At 59.0% G+C, this 18,375-nt stretch carries 16 protein-coding genes; 9 read left to right on the forward strand and 7 right to left on the reverse strand.

Translation table 11 applies throughout. The annotated features are described in order from the left end of the window. Both ACVWXF_RS05905 and thyD read left to right on the forward strand, forming a co-directional pair. Positions 1-519, forward strand: a 519-nt coding sequence (locus tag ACVWXF_RS05905) for an RNA-guided endonuclease InsQ/TnpB family protein (protein ID WP_457473904.1), incomplete at its 5' end; no start/stop codon positions are given. Between the two features lie 229 nt (positions 520-748). Beyond that, entirely contained in the window at positions 749-1,669 is a 921-nt protein-coding gene (gene thyD / locus ACVWXF_RS05910; protein ID WP_414343742.1) for a thylakoid membrane protein ThyD, read from the forward strand. A gap of 16 nt (positions 1,670-1,685) precedes the next feature. On the opposite strand, the gene secA is transcribed toward thyD, so the two are convergent. Next, entirely contained in the window at positions 1,686-4,559 is a 2,874-nt protein-coding gene (gene secA / locus ACVWXF_RS05915) for a preprotein translocase subunit SecA (RefSeq protein WP_457473905.1), read from the reverse strand. Positions 4,560-4,775: 216 nt separating this feature from the next. Here secA and ACVWXF_RS05920 point away from each other — a divergent pair, with 216 nt between their 5' ends. From ACVWXF_RS05920 to purU, 3 genes are read left to right on the forward strand one after another with little or no spacing between them, the layout of a single operon-like run. Beyond that, entirely contained in the window at positions 4,776-5,099 is a 324-nt protein-coding gene (locus ACVWXF_RS05920; RefSeq protein ID WP_457473906.1) for a TatA/E family twin arginine-targeting protein translocase, read from the forward strand. A 3-nt stretch (positions 5,100-5,102) separates the two neighbouring features. Beyond that, a complete protein-coding gene (locus ACVWXF_RS05925) occupies positions 5,103-5,363 on the forward strand; it encodes a hypothetical protein (RefSeq protein ID WP_457403072.1) in 261 nt (86 codons plus the stop codon). A gap of 57 nt (positions 5,364-5,420) precedes the next feature. After that, entirely contained in the window at positions 5,421-6,269 is an 849-nt protein-coding gene (gene purU, locus ACVWXF_RS05930; RefSeq protein ID WP_457473907.1) for a formyltetrahydrofolate deformylase, read from the forward strand. A 1-nt stretch (position 6,270) separates the two neighbouring features. On the opposite strand, the gene ACVWXF_RS05935 is transcribed toward purU, so the two are convergent. Further along, on the reverse strand, positions 6,271-7,488 hold the full coding sequence (locus ACVWXF_RS05935; protein WP_457473908.1) for an RNA-guided endonuclease InsQ/TnpB family protein: 1,218 nt from the start codon (positions 7,486-7,488) through the stop codon (positions 6,271-6,273). A 243-nt stretch (positions 7,489-7,731) separates the two neighbouring features. After that, on the reverse strand, positions 7,732-8,040 hold the full coding sequence (locus ACVWXF_RS05940) for a gas vesicle protein GvpV (RefSeq protein ID WP_414330861.1): 309 nt from the start codon (positions 8,038-8,040) through the stop codon (positions 7,732-7,734). Positions 8,041-8,140: 100 nt separating this feature from the next. Here ACVWXF_RS05940 and ACVWXF_RS05945 point away from each other — a divergent pair, with 100 nt between their 5' ends. Next, positions 8,141-8,635: a pentapeptide repeat-containing protein gene (locus ACVWXF_RS05945; RefSeq protein ID WP_457473909.1), complete on the forward strand. Its 495-nt coding sequence runs from the start codon at positions 8,141-8,143 to the stop codon at positions 8,633-8,635. A 14-nt stretch (positions 8,636-8,649) separates the two neighbouring features. Here the strand turns inward: ACVWXF_RS05945 and ACVWXF_RS05950 are convergent, their stop codons facing one another. Then, positions 8,650-8,958 (reverse strand): hypothetical protein, encoded by a 309-nt coding sequence (locus tag ACVWXF_RS05950; RefSeq protein ID WP_414330858.1) that lies wholly within the window; start codon positions 8,956-8,958, stop codon positions 8,650-8,652. Between the two features lie 194 nt (positions 8,959-9,152). Here ACVWXF_RS05950 and ACVWXF_RS05955 point away from each other — a divergent pair, with 194 nt between their 5' ends. The 3 genes from ACVWXF_RS05955 (at position 9,153) to tenA (ending at position 11,819) form a co-directional block, all read left to right on the forward strand. After that, complete coding sequence (locus ACVWXF_RS05955) at positions 9,153-9,884, forward strand: aldehyde oxygenase (deformylating) (RefSeq protein ID WP_414356740.1); 732 nt, start codon at positions 9,153-9,155, stop codon at positions 9,882-9,884. A 130-nt stretch (positions 9,885-10,014) separates the two neighbouring features. Beyond that, positions 10,015-11,040, forward strand: coding sequence for a long-chain acyl-[acyl-carrier-protein] reductase (locus ACVWXF_RS05960; protein WP_457473910.1), 1,026 nt, complete (start codon positions 10,015-10,017; stop codon positions 11,038-11,040). 119 nt (positions 11,041-11,159) lie between these two features. Then, positions 11,160-11,819, forward strand: a complete 660-nt coding sequence (tenA, locus tag ACVWXF_RS05965) for a thiaminase II (RefSeq protein ID WP_414416477.1) — start codon at positions 11,160-11,162, stop codon at positions 11,817-11,819. On the opposite strand, the gene ACVWXF_RS05970 is transcribed toward tenA, so the two are convergent. Genes ACVWXF_RS05970 through ACVWXF_RS05980 form a run of 3 tightly spaced genes read right to left on the reverse strand, consistent with a single transcriptional unit; the run spans position 11,816 to position 18,370 of the window. Next, a complete protein-coding gene (locus ACVWXF_RS05970; RefSeq protein ID WP_457473911.1) occupies positions 11,816-12,538 on the reverse strand; it encodes a uracil-DNA glycosylase in 723 nt (240 codons plus the stop codon). The two genes, tenA and ACVWXF_RS05970, sit on opposite strands and share 4 nt — an antisense overlap. Next, the gene (locus tag ACVWXF_RS05975) at positions 12,519-16,433 is read right to left on the reverse strand and encodes a DNA-directed RNA polymerase subunit beta' (RefSeq protein WP_457473912.1); all 3,915 of its coding nucleotides are present in this window, start codon (positions 16,431-16,433) and stop codon (positions 12,519-12,521) included. The genes ACVWXF_RS05970 and ACVWXF_RS05975 overlap by 20 nt, the downstream gene beginning before the upstream one ends. 53 nt (positions 16,434-16,486) lie before the next feature. Then, positions 16,487-18,370 carry a DNA-directed RNA polymerase subunit gamma gene (locus ACVWXF_RS05980; protein WP_457473913.1) on the reverse strand — a complete coding sequence of 628 codons (1,884 nt, stop codon included), beginning with the start codon at positions 18,368-18,370 and terminating at the stop codon, positions 16,487-16,489. Positions 18,371-18,375: the final 5 nt, after the last annotated feature.

Below are 18,375 nucleotides of genomic sequence, written 5' to 3' on the forward strand. Positions count from 1 at the left end.
TGCCGTCAACTGCTGCAACGGCTGTCTGGCAAGGAGAGACGCTTTCAAGTGTGGGTCAATCATCGCATCTCCAAAGCTATTGTCTCTAGGGCAAAGGCGACAAACAGCGCTATTGCTCTGGAAGACCTGACAGGGATCCGGGAAAGGGTCAATCAACAGCCACGCAGCAAGACAGAGCGTAGGCGGGCCAACAGTTGGGCGTTCTACCAACTGAGGCAGTTTCTGGAATACAAGGCGAGAGTTGCGGGGGTGACTGTGGTGCTGGTGCCGCCCGCCTACACCAGCCAGACCTGCCACAAGTGCCTGCACATCCATCCCGACCCTGCGCAATCCTACCGCAGTGGTAAGTCGTTCAAGTGTGGACACTGTGGATGGGAAGGGGATGCGGACTTTAATGGTGCGAATGTGATTGCGCTTTTGGGGGCTGTCGTAAACCAGCCTAGAGGTTCGGGCCTGTTTTGTTCTCTGGTAGAGCAAAGCAGGCTCAGGGCTGCTGAAAGCCCGCTCCGTACCGCTTAGCGGTCGGAGTCGGGTAGTTTACGCTTTGCCGCAAAACATTTTTATTCTTGGGCTTTCTTGGGCTCTGCCACTTCGCCAAGCTCAGCAAACGGATGGCGGGATCCCAGGCAATGGCCAACGCGGGGCAGGAAACGCGCTAGGCTAGAGGTTCGAATAGCGGAAAGGCTCTGCACCGTTCAAAGGACAAGGGCGGCACAGGGCTTGTGCAGATGCAAGTCGGATCCACATCATGCGCATTGTCATCACGGGTGGAAGTGGTTTTATCGGGCGTCGCTTGGTGGCCCGTCTGCTGGAGCAAGGGGATCAGGTTTTGGTCTTGACCCGCCGCCTGGAGCAGGCCCGCCGCATTTTGGGGGAATCCCCCAACCTCAAGCTGCTGCCCTACGATCCCTACCAACCGCAAGCCTGGGCAGCCGCCCTGGAAGGGTACGAGGGGATTGTCAACTTGGCCGGAGAGCCTTTGGCTTCTTCTCGCTGGACAGAGACCAAGAAAAAAGAAATCCGTCGTAGCCGTGTGGAAACCACCCAGGCCCTTGTCCAAGCCCTCGCCTCCCTCAACCAAAAGCCCCAGGTGATGATCAGCAGCTCGGCGGTGGGTTACTACGGATCCCATCCGGCAGGAGAACCCTTAACAGAGACGGATCCCCCGGCCCAAGATTTTCTGGCAGAAGTCTGTCAAGCTTGGGAAGCTGCCGCCCGGCCGGTTGAGGAATTGGGGATCCGTTTGGCCATCCTGCGCACGGGGATTGTGTTGGGTCCGGATGGAGGAGCGCTGGGGCAGATGCTGGCCCCCTTTCAGTTCTTTATCGGCGGAACGATCGGCTCCGGCAAACAATGGCTGTCTTGGATCCACCGCGAGGATTGGGTGAGCTTGGTCTGCTTCCTGCTGGAGCAGGGATCCGGAGTGTTCAACGCCACCGCTCCCAACCCGGTGCAGATGGAAGAGTTTTGCCGAACCTTAGGCCAGGTCTTGGGTCGCCCCTCTTGGTTGCCTGTGCCGGAGCTGGCGTTGGAACTGCTGTTGGGCGAGGCAGCTCAAGTGGTTTTGACGGGGCAGAAAGTGATCCCGCAAGCGGCTTTGCAGATGGGCTTTACCTTCCAGTACCCACAACTGAAAGAGGCATTACGACAGATCCTCCTCCCCCGCTGACTTCTCTCTACGCCAATTATTCTTCCGTGAAATCGGCTTCCACCACCCCTGAAGCAGAGCTGGGATCAGGGCTGGCAGCCGCAGTGGGTGCCGGAGCCGGTCGCGATGCCTGGGGCACTTGCACAATTTGGGGAGTAAAGATGAATAGGTTGTACACCGTGTTGCGGCGGATGTTGTCCATCATCTCCAGGAACAGCTCGTAGCCCTCGTTCTTGTACTCGATCAGGGGATCCTTCTGACCGTAGCCTCGCAGGCCCACAGCTTCCCGCAGCGCCTCCATCTGCTGCAGGTGTTCCCGCCAGAGGGTGTCCACCTGTTGCAACAGGAAAAAGCGCTCTGCCTTGCGCATCAAACCGGGCTCAAAGGTATCCAGAAAAGCCTCTTTGGCCTCATAGGCCAGTTCTGCCTGCTTGATCAGGTAGTCCAAGATCTGCTCGTAAGAGAGATCCTGCAGGTCTTCAACCTTGAGGTTTTGCTTCAGGAGCGGCACAAACTCCTGCATCTTGGCGGTCAGCTTGTCAATTTCCCACTCTTCCGGGGGCAGCTCTGGGTTGACATGCGCTCGCACGATCTCGCCAACGGTTTTGCGCACATAGTCAAGGATCTTGGTCTTGAGGTTTTCCCCCTCCAAGATGCGCCGCCGCTCTGAGTAGATGGCCCGCCGCTGGTTGTTGAGAACCTCGTCGTATTCAAACACCTGCTTACGCAGGTCAAAGTAGTACACCTCCACCTTGCGCTGGGCATTTTCCAGGCTCTTCGACAGGAGCGGGTGCTCGATGGGCATGTCTTCGTCTACCCGGAACATGTCCATCAGCTTGGCTACCCGCTCGCCACCGAAAATCTTGAGCAGGTTGTCTTCCAAGCTGAGGAAAAACCGCGAGGAGCCGGGATCCCCTTGTCGCCCGGCGCGGCCCCGCAGCTGGTTGTCGATACGGCGGGATTCATGGCGCTCCGTACCGATCACATGCAGGCCCCCCAGCCTCACCACCTCTTCGTGCTCGGCCTCAGTAATTTTTTCGTACTCGGCTTTGATGCTGTTGTAAACCTCCCGCAGTTGCAAAATTAGCGGATCCTGCACCGGCGCTTTCTCGGAAGCTACTGCGATGAGATCCTCCACCACCAGCTCTGGCAGACGGTTCAGCCCATACTTGGTCACGGCTGCTGCCACCACTTCGTCTAAAGCTTGGCTGGTGCGGGCCGACAGCTCACAGGGGTAAAAATTGGGGGAGACCACCGTCCAGGATTTTTTCGGCTTGGGTGCTGTCCCACCAAATCCCTGGCCACCCCCCCGTCCCACCATCTGAACGGATCCCAAGGGGTTGTCGGCGTCCAATTGAGCCAGCTTGGGCATCAGCCGTTCCCGCAGCTTGAGGCGGGCCATGTACTCCGCATTGCCTCCCAAGATGATGTCCGTGCCTCGACCGGCCATGTTGGTAGCAATGGTTACAGCGCCTTTTCGCCCCGCCTGGGCAATGATCTCCGCCTCCCGCTCCACGTTTTCTGGCTTGGCGTTGAGGAGGTTGTGGGGGATCCCCATTTCCTTGAGCATGGCCGAGAGGCGTTCGGATTTTTCCACGCTGGTGGTGCCCACAAGGACGGGGCGCCCCTGGGCGTGCATGTGGGCAATTTCCTCGGCAACCGCTTGCCACTTGCCCCTTTCGGTCTTGTACACCAAGTCGGGGGCATCTTTGCGGCGGATGGGTCGGTTGGTGGGGATCACCGTAACTTCCAGGTTGTAGGTTTTGCCGAACTCGGCCTCCTCAGTGCGAGCCGTGCCCGTCATGCCGGAAAGCTTGGGATAGAGCAGAAAAAGGTTTTGGTAGGTGATGGTGGCCAGGGTTTGGCTCTCGCTTTGAATCGGCACCCCCTCTTTGGCCTCCACCGCCTGGTGCAGCCCATCAGACCAGCGGCGGCCGGGGAGCACCCGCCCGGTGAACTCGTCCACGATCACCACCTCTTGATTGCGGACGATGTAGTGGACATCCTTGATGAAGAGCTCTTTGGCCTTCACCGCGTTAAAGACAAAGTGCGCCCAGGGATCCTTGGGATCAAACAGGTCAGAGACCCCCAGCAACCGCTCGGCGGCTTCAAACCCCTCGTCGGTAAGGATGACGTTGCGGGCTTTTTCATCCACCTCATAGTGTTCATCCCGGATCAGCTCCCGCGCCACCTGGGCTGCCCGCAGATATTTTTCGGAAGGACGAGCCACTTGGCCGGAGATGATCAGGGGAGTACGGGCTTCATCAATCAGGATCGAGTCCACCTCGTCGATGATGCAGTAGTTAAAGGGCCGTTGCATCACCTCTTTGATGTCGGTGGCCATGTTGTCCCGCAGGTAGTCGAAGCCCAGCTCGCTGTTGGTGCAGTAGGTAATGTCGCAGTTGTAGCTGCGGCGCTTTTCTTCGGGTGACATGCCCTCTTGCACTAGACCGACCGTCAGGCCCAAGAAACGGTGCACCTGCCCCATCCACTCCGAGTCGCGCCGCGCCAAGTAGCCGTTGACGGTAACGATGTGAACCCCCTTCCCAGTCAGGCCGTTCAAGTAGGCAGGCAGGGTGGCGACCAGGGTTTTCCCCTCGCCGGTTTTCATTTCGGCAATCTGGCCTTCGTGCAGCACCATGCCGCCGATGAGCTGTACGTCGTAATGGCGCAAGTTCAAAACTCGCTTGGCGGCCTCCCGCACCACGGCAAACGCCTCCGGCAAGAGATCGTCCAGAGATTCTCCTCTGTCCAAGCGCTGGCGAAACTCTGTGGTCTTGGCCTTGAGCTCCGCATCCGAAAGAGAGGCGATCTCGATCTCCAGCGAGTTGATCAACTTGACGACAGGACGGTACTGCCGGATCTTCCGATCGTTAGGATCCCCGAGGAGCTTTTGTAGGGTTTGGAGCATGGGCAAGCCTAGGCCAATGAAGGACATTGATTGATTAACGATGCAATTCTACCATTTTGACTTGGCCGGCCAGGGAGAGGTTGGCCTGGATGAGCTGAGAGCAAAACACCAGAGCCATCGGATAGATGAGGAGAGCCGGCAGTTACTTGCAGTCCGCGGCGAGAAAATGTCAGTCTAGGGAAGGGATCCCGACCAAACCGTACTCTGCCGAGGCTCATGAATTTTTTGGGTGTTGGACTGCCGGAAATGTTGGTCATCTTTGCGGTGGCTCTCTTGGTTTTTGGGCCCCGCAAACTGCCGGAGATCGGTCGCACGCTGGCCAAAACTCTGCGCAGCCTGCAGGACGCTTCCAGAGAGTTCGAGGCGCAACTGAACAAAGAGGCCCAAGAGCTGGAAAAAGCCACCCGCGGGACAACGGCTGCTGCCACTCCCAAGGTTTCCCGAACAGCAGTCACCGAGTCAGTTGCCGATACGCCCCCCCCAGAGACGGATCCCGTCCCATCCGTAGCCGACGACGCTCAAACCGCAGACGCTGCTTAGTCTATGCCCCGCTTTAACCCCCTTTGCTTCGGCATGGAAATTACGCGCCTGTTCGAGCAAGGGCAGTCCTACTTCGCTCCTGCCAAGGTGGAGACCTGGCTGCGGCAACATGGTCAGAACCCGTCCGACTATGAGATCTCGTTTCACCAGGAACTGCCCCCTGCCGGCTCTTCTGCGGCGATGTGGATTCGCATCGACTTGAAGCGTTGGGATGGCCAGCCGGTGGATCCCTGGCTATTGGAAGAGATCAACCGGGTAGATTGAGAATGGATTGCTCTTGGGGAGAGCCAGTCCCCACAAAGTTGAGGCTGTTGTCTACCGATGCCCAGTGCCACCCTGTTGGTATCTTGCCCCGATCAAAAAGGGCTGGTAGCCAAGCTCTCCAGCTTCATCTACAGCTACGGCGGCAACATCATTCACGCCGATCACCATACGGATCCCGAAGCAGGACTGTTCTTGAGCCGCATCGAGTGGGACTTGCAGGGCTTCCAACTGGAGCGAGGGGAAATTGTCCCCGCCTTTTCGGGTATTGCCCGTGGGATCCAAGCCAACTGGGAACTGCATTTCTCCGACACTCGCCGTCGCCTTGCAGTGTGGGCCAGCAAGCAAACCCACTGCCTTTTGGATCTGATCTGGCGGCAAAGGGCGGGAGAACTGCCCGCCGAGATCCCCTTGATCATCAGCAATCACCCCGACCTGGAATCGGTGGCCCGCTCCTTCGGTATCGATTACTACCACATCCCCGTTTCTCCAGAGGGCAAAGCCGCAGCCGAAGCCCGTCAGCTCGCTCTCCTGCAGGAATATCGAATTGACCTGGTGGTGTTGGCCAAGTACATGCAGGTCTTGAGTGGGTGGCTGCTCCGCCAAGCCCCGCCGGTCATCAACATTCACCATTCCACCCTGCCCGCCTTTGCCGGAGCCAACCCCTACCACCGCGCCCATCAACGGGGGGTGAAGATCATCGGCGCGACTGCCCACTATGCCACCGAAGATCTGGACGAAGGGCCGATCATCGAGCAAGACGTGGTGCGGGTCAGTCACCGCGATACCGTTGCCGACCTCGTCCGCAAAGGCCGCGACATGGAACGCCTAGTCCTGGCACGGGCAGTGCGGTATCACCTGGAGAATCGGGTGCTGGTGTACCACAACAAAACGGTGGTGTTTGCGTAAACTACCCGACCCTGACTGCTTCGCAGTACAGGGCGGGCTTTCGGTAGCCCTGCAGTTGGCAAGCCAACCACGAACCTCTAGGCTGGTTTACAGCAGCCCCCAAAAGCGCAATCACATTCGCACCATTCAAATCCGCATCCCCTTCCCATCCACAGTGTCCACACTTAAACTGCTTCCCACTGCGGTAGGATTGCGTAGGATCGGGATGGATGTGCAAACACCGGTGGCAGGTCTGCGACGTGTAGGCAGGCGGAACAAGAATCAGAGCAACCCCCGCACGCAGAGCCTTGTATTCCAGAAATTGACGTAGTTGGTAGAACGCCCAACTATTTGCCCGCCTACGCTCTGTCTTGCTGCGTGGCTGTTGATTGACCCTTTCCCGGATCCCTGTCAGGTCTTCCAGGGCGATAGCGCTGTTTGTCGCCTTTGCCCTAGAGACAATAGCTTTGGAAATGCGATGATTGACCCACGCCTGAAAGCGCCTCTCCTTGCCAGACAGCCGTTGCAACAGTTCTCTGCATCTGCGCCGCGAACTGCGGGTGCCCTTACTGGCTTTGCGTTGGAGTACCGCCCTCAACCGCGAGTGATGGTCTCGGACTTTGTTCAACTGCTGTCCATTCCAGTTATCTCCTTCCGATGTATGAGCAATATCCGTCCTTCCCAAATCCACGCCCAGCACTCTATCCGTGCCTTGCGGTGGGGATGGCTCCGCTTCCACACAGATCTGAATAGAGTAGGAGCCGTCTTTACGCTTGACCAGAGTGGCAGATTTGGGATTGGAGCCCGCCAGCCGTTCTCTCTGGTAGCGGCCAATCGCCAGCTCAAAGCGCTCTCGACCCTCCACCGTGGTCAGCGACACCGTCCAGTCTTTCTCGCGGAACGAAAAGATACGGGCATCGTAGGTCGCAAAGCCTCTCTTGAACGCTTTGACGGGGCGGTTTTTCTGTTGGGCAACTTTACGGGCACCGGCCAGCCGTCTGCAGACCTGCTGGTCGCGTAAGCGGGACGTAGTCCTTGCCAAGTTACTGGACAAGCCGAACCGAGCGCGAATCTGGTAATAGCAAAGGGACTGGAGTTTGACTGCGTTGACTACTTTTTCTGGTGTGTTTTGGTTGACCCAGTTCAACGCCTGCACAAAGGCATCCATTGTCGCATCCAACTTTGCGGCTTGCGACTGGGACGCCTTGAGCTTGCAGGATACGGTCAGGACTTGGGTCATGGTTCTATCATAACTTCCGCATTCCTCCCGGCACTGACCCTACGGGTACAGTGCGGGGCTCCTGCGATTTCTAGCTGAAGTTCAGGTAACTGTGCAGCCAGCTTGAGAACAGCTGTTCGCTGGCCCAGATTCTGGAGTCGGGTTGAGATAAGCAGCAAATAGTTAAGTTGGCTACAGAATCCCCTGACTTGTTGCTTAGGTCTGCTTTGAATCTTGGGTCTTCTTTGAGATTTATAGGATCCCTCAATACTCGAAGGTCATGGGCGGGAAGCGGGAAGGGCGAGATCTGAGCTGGGCCGGTTCAGAGGGGGGAGCGGGATCCCGAAAGGCTTTTGCCTCCTGCTGAAGGTGTTGCATGGCCTGCTCGATTTCCTGAAGTCGCGCGTGGATTTGCCCTTGCCGCTCTCGAATAAACTCTAGCTCTTGGTTGAGCCGCTGCTTTTCGACAGTGAGCTGCTGCATTTCGGCATAGAGGGCGGATTCGGTTTGGCGGCGAGGGATCGAGCGCAGCTTGGGGCGCGGTCGAGTTCGGGGCACACGGGGCAAGCTCATAAGGGGGGATCCCGGAAAACGGCTTGCGCCTATCCTAGCGTGCTCTTGGCGGCCCTTCTATTCCTAGGTAGGATCCATTCGTCCGGTGTGGAAAACAGCGATGGTGGAAACTGGAGCAGACCTGTTGCAACGCTACGGCAGCGGTGAGCGGGACTTCAGCAACAGCCAACTGGCCGGAGCTGATCTGGCCGGGGCCGACTTGGCCGGGATCGACTTGGGGGGATCCATTCTCCGCCAGGCAAAGCTGGCCTCTGCCAACCTGGAGCGGGCCTACCTGAGCGGCGCCGACCTCAGCCAAGCGGATCTGCAGGGATCCAACCTGCGGCTGGCCAACCTAGAGAAAGCCAAGCTGCAGGGATCCCGATTGCAAGGAGCCAACTTGCGTGGGGCCAACCTGGCCGAAGCGGACTTGAGCGAAGCCGATCTCAGCCAAGCGGACCTGGCAGGGGCCAATCTCACCGGGGCCAACTTGAGAGGAGCCCTTCTTGCCCGGTGCAAACTCAAGCTGGCCAAGCTGCGAGGGGCCTGCTACGACGCCACCACTCAGATGGAAGCGGATATCACTCCAGCAGAGCTGGGCATGGTTCAAGCCTAGAGGGGGAAATGGGGCTAGTCCTCCGGCTCCAAGTCCAGGATCTCCTGAATTTCGGCATCGGTATAGCCCACCGCCCGCAACTTCTCCGATACCGTCTGAATCTCCCCTGGAGACAAATCCTGCTGCCGTACCCGATCCCAGAGATTGGCCACAATCTGCAGCAGCAAACCGCTGCTCTCCGCCTCAAACAGCTCAAAAGCCGTGGCTAGCTCAATGGCCTGCAACACCTCCTCGGCACTGCCAATCGGCTGATCGAGGGATCGTTCCTCCAGCTCCACCAGCAACTGGCGCAGTTGGTTCAGGCCATCCCCAAGAGCAGACATACAGCAGGCTCCACAACGGCACTCGAACCCTCACCCTAGCAGACCCCTATCATTCCGCAAAAGGAATCCCGCCAATTCTGCGGCAGCTACAGCTATTCTGATTAAGAGAGCGATTCAACTGCAATCGAGGCGATTGTCGAGTCAGCATAGACAATCAACAACACCCAAACAACACCGAGAGGAGATGCATGAGTATGGCCCCAGTGAACGTCCTGCCCAATACCCCCCAGCCTTTAGCCGATGAGGGTGGCACCACCTTGGACTATGGCAGCGCGGTTTACCGGCAGGCCTACTCTCGCATCAACGGCATTGTGATCGAAGGGGAACAAGAAGCCCACGACAACTACCTCAAGCTGGCCGAGATGTTGCCGGAAGGGGCAGAGGAGCTGCACAAGCTGGCCAAGATGGAATTGCGGCACATGAAAGGCTTTCAATCCTGCGGCAAAAACCTGCAGGTAGAGCCGGATAGGGAGTTTGCCCGCACTTTCTTCGCCCCTTTGCGCAACAATTTCCAAAAAGCGGCAGCAGCCGGAGACCTAGTTACCTGCTTGGTCATTCAGTCCCTGATCATCGAATGCTTTGCCATTGCCGCCTACAACATTTACATCCCCGTCGCCGATGAGTTTGCCCGCAAGATCACCGAGGGGGTGGTCAAGGATGAATATCTGCACCTCAATTTTGGAGAGCGCTGGCTAGGGGAGCATTTTGGCGAGGTCAAAGGGCAGATCGAAGCGGCCAACGCCCAGAACCTGCCCTTGGTCTGGCAGATGCTGCAGCAGGTGGACAAGGATGTGGAAGCCATCTACATGGATCGCGAGGCCATTGTCGAGGACTTTATGATTGCCTATGGCGAGGCGCTGGCCAACATCGGCTTCAGCACCCGCGAGGTGATGCGCCTCTCTGCCCAGGGTTTGCGGGCAGCATGACCCACCTCCATCCTCTGCTGGCGAATTGGGTTTCCGGCCCGGCTGTAGGGATCCCTACCTCTCGTGGGTATGGGCATGTTTTGATGGGATCCGGACGGGATCCATTAGTTATCCAAGCGGGTAAATCTCTATGTTCGGCCTGATCGGGCACTTGACCAGCCTGGCCCATGCGAAGCGGGTGGCAGACAAGCTGGGTTATTCCGAATATGCGGAGAGCGACCTGGAGTTCTGGTGCATGGCTCCCCCTCAGGTGGTGGACGAGATCACGGTAACCAGCATCACCGGCCAAAAGATTTATGGGCAGTACGTCGAATCCTGTTTCTTGCCGGAGATGTTGGCGGGGGGACGGGTGAAGGCAGCTTGTCGGAAAGTGTTGAATGCCATGGCCCTAGCCCAGCGGCGCGGCTTGAACATTACGGCTTTGGGGGGATTTAGCAGCATCATTTTTGAGACTTTTCGCCTCGACAGTCTCCGGCGAGTCCGCAACATTGACTTGGAGATCCAACGCTTTACCACCGGCAATACCCACACGGCCTACATCATCTGTCAGCAACTGCAGTTGGCGGCCCAGCGCTACGCCATGGACTTGGCAGCCGCTACGGTTGCGGTGGTGGGGGCGACCGGAGATATCGGCAGCGCCATTTGTCAATGGTTGGTGGCCCACACTCACTTGGGCAAATTGTTGCTCATCGCCCGAGAGCGACGGCGTCTGGAGGAATTGCAGGCCAAGCTCAAGCAGGGGGAGATCTCTTCGCTGGAAGAGGCCCTGCCCCGCGCTGACTTTATCGTTTGGGTGGCCAGCATGAGCCAAGGCATGGCCCTCGATCCCCAAGTTTTGCCGGATCCCTGTGTCATCATCGACGGTGGCTACCCAAAGAACATCGCCTCCAGCTTGCAGCGAAAGGGACTCTACGTCATTGACGGGGGGATGGTGGAGCACTCTTTGGATATTGAATGGAACATCATGCAGTTTTTGAATGTGGCCAACCCGGCCCGTCAGCTTTTTGCCTGCTTTGCTGAATCCATGCTGCTGGAGTTTGAGGGGCTGTACACCAATTTCAGTTGGGGCCGTAATTTGATCACCCTTGAGAAATTGGAGCTGATCGGGCAGCTTTCTCGCAAGCATGGGTTCCGCCCCCTCATGCCCGAAGCCTAATTGAGATTCAAAATGAAGAAAGCCTCAGCCACAGCAGAGGTGCTGCCCCCGGTTAGGTCAATCAGCCCTCGACCGAAGCCGGACAAAACCCGAAGACCAAACGCCGAGAGACGGTCGCCATGCCCCAGTCCTTTACAGCCCACCTTTGGCAAGCCATTCAGCCCATCTACAAGCAAATCCTCGATCACCCCTTCAACCGAGAGTTGGCAGCGGGCAGCCTATCGCGGCAGCGGTTCCAGTTTTACTTGCAGCAGGATGCTCTTTATCTCACCGACTTTGCCCGCGCTCTGGCCTTGATCGGAGCTCGTTCCGAAGGGGCTGAGCAGGTGGTGAGTTTCTTGAACTTTGCCCTGGGAGCCATTGTGGCCGAACGCAGCCTGCACGAAAGCTATTTTCGCCTCTACGACATTCAACCCGAAACAGCCTATGCCCCTGCCTGCTTCGCCTATACCCGTTTTTTGTTGGCTGCGGCGGCTGTGGATCCCTATGAGGTGGCCATTGCCGCTGTGCTGCCCTGCTTTTGGATCTACCGAGAGGTGGGATCCACCATCTATCGCACCGCGCAGCCTGACAATCCCTACCAACAGTGGATCGACACCTACGCCGGGGAAGAATTTGCCCAAGTGGTGCAGCAGGCTTTGGACATCACCGACTCCGTCGCTCAGCAGGCTACAGAACCGCTGCGGGAAAAGATGAGGGCAGCTTTTGTCACTGCCTCCCGGTTGGAATGGCTGTTTTGGGACAGTGCCTATCGCCTCGAATCTTGGCAACCCGCCTAATCCTCAGCCGGTCGGGCTGGCTTACCAGACAGCAACTGCTGGGCTTGCGCGAAAACGGCATCCAACATCGGCTCCGTCAGCAGCCGTGTGGCCGTGTTGCGCCGGCTGGGATGGTAAGACGCCAGCAAATAGCGACCCTCTGCCAGGGGAATAACGCAGTTGTGGCCAAAGCGGGGACGGGGCCTGAGAGGTGGCAAGAGCGTCAGAGCGTGTTGGAAGGCAAAATGCCCCAACGTCAGGATCACTCGCACCTGGGTTAGCAGCTCCAGCTCTTGCTTCAGGTAGCGCAGGCAGGTCTTGGCTTCTATGGCGGTGGGGCGGTTCTCCGGGGGCACACAGCGCACCACTGCCGAGATGTAGCAATCCTGCAATTGCAGGCCATCCTCTCGGTGGGTAGAGGTGGGCTGATTGGCAAACCCGGCTCGGTACAGGGCGCGAAACAGCCAGTCCCCGCTGGGATCCCCGGTAAACACGCGCCCGGTGCGGTTGCCCCCATGGGCTGCCGGCGCCAACCCGATCACCCACAGCCGCGCCTGCAGATCCCCGAACCCTGGCACCGGTCGGCCCCAGTAGAGCTGGTCGCGAAAACGGGCCACCTTCTGAAGGGCGACTGACTCTCGCCAGGCCACCAAGCGGGGGCAGCGGCAGCAACTGACGATTTCAGTTTGCAAAGTGGCCCAATCCTGGATCCCCAGCGCCTCACTCCTCCTCGTCGTCATCCTCCTCTAGCTCGTCGAAGGCAGGGGTGGAATCGTCGATCAATTGATCATCTTCCAAGATCAAACGAGGCGGCAGCTCCGGCAACACCGCAGGCTCTTCCTCCTCTTCGTCAGGCTCCGGCTCGGCGGCAATCTCCTCGTAGGTGGTGAAGCCCGTGCCTGCCGGGATCAAGCGCCCGATGATTACGTTTTCCTTCAAGCCGCGCAGCCAGTCGGATTTGCCCTCGATGGCCGCCTCAGTCAGCACGCGGGTGGTTTCCTGGAAGCTGGCCGCTGAGATGAAGCTGTCGGTATTCAAGCTGGCCTTGGTGATCCCCAGCAGGACGGGCGTGTATTTGGCCGGCGCTCCTCCAGTAATGGCCATGGTGGCATTGATCTGCTGGATTTCCCGCAACTCCACCAGCTCCCCCGGCAGCAGGATGGTGTCGCCGCCATCATCCACCCGCACCTTGGAGGTCATCTGGCGCACCACGATCTCAATGTGTTTGTCGGAGATCTCCACCCCCTGGGAGCGGTAGACGTTCTGCACTTCGTTGACAAAGAAGCGCTGCACCTCCCGCAGAGCCAACCGTGCGGCTTGGTCATCTCCCAAGGTTTGGCGATGGTACTCGTAGTAGATCTCCAAGAGGTCGTGGGGGTTGGCAGGGCCATCGGTTAGGGGATCCCCCACCCCCACCGGCTGTCCATCTACCACGATCAAGCTCTGCCCCGGCAGCACAGGATAGTCTCTAACGGTGCCATCGGCTTCGATGACCTTGAGATCTGGCTCTTCTCCCCGCCAGCTCAGTTGAACGGTGCCGGGCCGCTTGGCCAGAACACACATTTCCTTGGGCTTGCGGGCCTCCAGCAGCTCCTCAATCCGCGGCAGACCCTGGATGATGTCCCCCGTCTTGGCCCGCTCAAACACCAGGAGGGCCAGGGAATCCCCCCGCTGCACCAGATCGCCATCTCGTACCTGCAGAATGGCACCCGCAGAAACCAAGTAGGGCCGCGCCATCCGCAACAGGACTTGGCCGTCCGTTATCTGCATCACCTGTCCCGACTGTGGAGAAGGGATCCCGGGAGCAAGCTCGTCCCCAGCCCGCACCAGCGCCCCCACTTCCACATTGGCTGGGCCCGTCAGGGGCACCTGCACCAGATCGTCGTCGGTAATCACCAGCACCCGCCGTACCACCTCCGCTCCCTGGCGGATCCCTTGGACGATCCCGGCCTTTTTGGCTTGGATTTCGGTGCGGGCGATAACATCTCCGCTGGCGATGGAGTCTCCTTCCTTCACCAACAGCCGCGTGTGGGTACTCCCCTGCGTCAGATCCGCTTCCACGTCGCGGCGCAGCAACAGGGTTTCCAGAATCACCAGTTGCAGGCGGCGAATATCTGGATCCTTCTCATCTTGGATCAGCTCGATATCGGCCTTCAGTTGTGGGGCGTCGGTATCGATCTCCAGCACCAGTTGGGTGCGTAGGAGTTCTACAGGGCCTACCGACTTCACCCGCTCCCCATCTTTGAAGGGAACCCGCTGCACCGCCCGCAGACGAATGGAGCGACCGGACTCGCTGGTGGACTCTTGAGTGGGCACCAAGGGCCGGTCGGGGATCTCGTACTCCTGCACCGGACGCAGCAGCAAGCCTGGGCCTTCGGGAGTTTCCACGTGTTCCAGGTAGACCAGTCGGTCGGGAACGATGCTGCTGAGCACCGGTTGCCCGGGCTGGATCAGGGTGCCACTTTTCACTTCCAAGTCGGCGGGGTTGTCCACCAGATGCAGGGATCCCGGCTTGATGACAATCTCCCGCAGAATGTCGTTCTTCTGGATGACTTCGACAACACCGGCATTCTGGCAAAAGATGTCTTTCACCACCTCAGTGCCTGCTTCCACATACTGGCCATCGTCCACGTTCAGCAGGGAGATGTCCTTGTTCACCTCGTGGGTCTCTTCTGGGATCCACAGCAGGGTGCCGCCCTGGATGACTTCGTAACCTTGCTTGGCCTTGCCGCGCCGTGCCACCTCAATGCCGGCGAACTTCACCAAGCCTCCCGTCTGACTGCGGAAGTGGTTGTCGATCAGCTCCGCCACCACCTCGTCGTTGCCTACTTTGGTGCCCGGAGTGGCCTTGAGGACGAAGGTCTGCCCACTAGAAGTGTCCAGCAAAAACTGCTCCCGCCCCTGGTGGGATTCCACCCGTACCCGTGCTTCCCGCAACACCACGGAAGCGTTGATGATCTCCACCTCGCGCCCGCTTTTGGTGTCGCTGCGCTCCGGTAGCCGCACAATGCCGCCATGCTCCGTCACCAGCGAGGTTTCGGCGATCACATCCCCCGCCTGCACCCGATCCCCGTTTTTCACCACCGGCTCGGCCCCCGGAGGCAGGTTGTACACCTGTCCAGACATCACCCAGATCAATCCCTGCCGCTGGGCAGTGTAGGTGGTGTTACCCTGGCGGTCAGTCTTCTCCTCGATGGGCAGATCGGCAAAGCGAATTTCTCCAGCCAGGTCGGCCACCACCTCTTTCTGGGCTTTCTCGGTGCTCTTACGGCTGGCCTTGGCCAGGGACACCTCTGCAATCAACTGATCCCGCTGCACCTGGGCTCCGTCCCGCACCAGCAGGGTGGATCCCTGAGTCATGTCGAAGGACTCCCGTTGACCGTCTGGGCCTTCCAAGATGATTTGGTTGTTTACCTCCACTTGTAGAGCATCGTCGCCGTGGCGGGTACGGAAGGGGCGGGTGCGCAGATTTTTCGGGAACCGCACCACACCCGCAAAGGGGGCGCGAATTTGGCGGGCCACCTCCCCTGTAAACACGCCTCCCGTGTGGAAGGTGCGCATCGTCAACTGGGTGCCCGGCTCCCCAATCGATTGGGCGGCGATGATCCCGACCGCTTCCCCCAGATCCACCAGGCGGGAATGGGCCAAGCTCCAGCCATAACACATCCGGCACACGGAGCGGTTGGCTTCACAGGTGAGGGGAGAACGCACCATCACCTGGCGGATGCCAGCCTCTGCAATGGTTCTAGCCAAGTCGTGATCCACTTCTTGGTTGCGGCGGGCGAGGATCTCCTGGGTTTGTGGATGCACCACGTCGCGCGCCAACACTCGGCCCACCAAGCGCTCCTCCAGAGACACCACCACCTTGTCCCCGTCCATCAGGTATTCCAGAAGGATGCCCTGCTCAGTGCCGCAGTCGGATTCCCGCACGATCACATCCTGAGACACGTCCACCAAGCGGCGGGTGAGGTAGCCGGAGTCGGCGGTGCGCAGGGCCGTATCCACTAAACCCTTGCGGGCCCCATAGGAAGAGATGATGTATTCGGTAACGGTCAGGCCCTCGCGGAAATTGGTTTTGATGGGCAAATCGATGATCTCCCCCTGGGGGTTGGCCATCAGGCCGCGCATGCCCACCAACTGCCGTACCTGGGAGACATTCCCCCTCGCCCCCGAGTTGGCCATCATGTAAACGGAGTTGAGGGGATCGTTCTGCCGGAAGTTGTTGAGCATCTCCTCTTTGATCTGGTCGTTGATCTGGTTCCAGGTGTCGATCACCTTTTGGTAGCGCTCCACCTCTGTGATTTCCCCGCGGGTGTAGCGCTCGGTGGCCGCCTCGATCTCGGCTTCCGCTTGTGCCAACAACTGCCGCTTGCTGGGGGGAACGCGCAGGTCTTCAACGCTGATGGAGACGGCTGCCTGGGTGGCGTATTTGAAGCCCAGGGTCTTCAGAGCATCCGCCATCTGAGCGGTGCGGGCTGTGCCGTAGCGGGCAAAAGACCAGGCAATCAGGTTACGCAGCTCTTTTTTGCCAATTTGATAGTTGCGAAAGGGCACAGGGGGCAAAGGGGCGTCGGCTTTGTTGCCGTCGGCAGCCTGCCGCGCCAGGCCAGCGGAAAATCGTCCTTTTTCGCTCATGATGCCTCGCTAGAGAGAAGGGGAGAGAAGAGCCGTCCTACGGCAGAGGGTAACTACGCAGACAAAATATCCTGCACGGTCTTGTTAAAAATGATCCGGCCCGGCGTGGTGCGAATGTACTGGCTGATCACGTTGCCGTTTTGATCTTCGCGGATACGGCGGTAGTTGGTGATCTTGAGGCGGATGCCGCCCGGTTCTTCGATGATTTGCGGCTCGGACTCTTTTTCGCCCTTGCCCAACTCCATCGGGCCGTGGTAGCGCACCCAGACCTTGCTGTGCAGGCCGATGGCGCCGCGGTCGTAGGCGATGAGAGCATCTTCCAAGCTGGCGAAGAAGCGATCGCCAATATCTGGCGCGTGGGGGTTGTCCGCCGTCAGGTAGTAGCACCCCAACACCATATCTTGGCTGGGGGTGATGATGGGAGCGCCGGTGGCCGGGGAGAGGATGTTGTTGGTGGCCAGCATCAGCAGGCGAGCTTCCGCCTGGGCTTCCAACGACAGGGGCACATGCACCGCCATCTGGTCGCCGTCGAAGTCAGCATTGAAGGCGGGGCAAACCAGAGGGTGAAGTTGAATCGCCCTTCCCTCCACCAGGATCGGTTCAAAGGCTTGGATCCCGAGGCGGTGCAGCGTGGGAGCGCGGTTGAGCAAGACAGGGTGGCCGTCGATCACCTCTTCCAGCACATCCCAAATCTGTGGGTCATTGCTCTGGATCAGCTTTTTGGCAGCCTTGATGTTGTTGACAATGCCCCGCTTGATCAATTTGTGGATGACAAAGGGCTGGAACAGCTCGATGGCCATCTCTTTGGGCAGGCCACACTGGTGCATGCGCAGGCTGGGCCCCACCACGATCACCGAACGCCCGGAGTAGTCCACCCGTTTGCCCAACAGGTTTTGCCGGAAGCGCCCCTGTTTGCCCTCGATGATGTCGGAGAGGGACTTGAGGGGACGGTTGTTGGCCCCCGCCACTACGCGCCCCCGCCGACCGTTGTCGATCAGCGCGTCCACCGCCTCCTGGAGCATGCGCTTTTCGTTGCGCACAATGATCTCCGGCGCCATGATCTCCTGCAGCCGGGCCAGACGGTTGTTGCGGTTGATCACACGACGGTAGAGATCGTTGAGGTCGCTGGTGGCAAAGCGGCCCCCATCCAACTGCACCATGGGACGCAAATCCGGCGGGATCACCGGCAGCACCCGCAACACCATCCACTCCGGACGGGATCCGGTGGCGATGAAGTTGTCGATCACCCGCAGCCGCTTGATCAGGCGTGCCCGCTTTTGGCCGCGAGCAGTGGTGATCTCCTCCCGCAGTTGCTCCGCCTCTTTTTCCAGGTCGATATCCTTGAGCAGGCGCTCGATGGCCTCCGCCCCGATCATCGCCCAGTTCTCCGGCAGTTGCAGTTCGGATCCCTCCTCGTACATCTGATCTTCGATCTCGAGGAATTGATCCTCCGTCAGCAGTTGTTTGTAGGAGAGATTCTGGGCATTGCCCGGATCCACCACTACGTAGGCGTTGAAGTATACCACCTGCTCCACATCCCGCAGCGGCATGTCCAACAGCGTGGCAATGTGGCTGGGGATCCCTTTCAAATACCAAACGTGGGTGACCGGAGCGGCTAACTTGATGTAGCCCATGCGGTGGCGGCGCACCCGCGACTCGGTTACCTCCACCCCACAGCGCTCGCAGACGATCCCCCGATGCCGTACCCGCTTGTACTTACCGCAGTGGCATTCCCAGTCTTTGGCCGGCCCAAAGATGCGCTCACAGAAAAGACCATCCATCTCCGGCTTGAGGGTGCGGTAATTGATGGTCTCGGGCTTGGTGACTTCCCCCACCACTTGACCATTGGGCAGGGTGCGCTGGCCCCACTCCATGATCCGTTCTGGAGAAGCCAAGCCGATTTTGACATAGTCAAAGCGTTGCTCTGTTTTGGCCATCGCCG

The sequence above is a fragment of the Thermostichus sp. MS-CIW-40 genome (assembly GCF_054058315.1).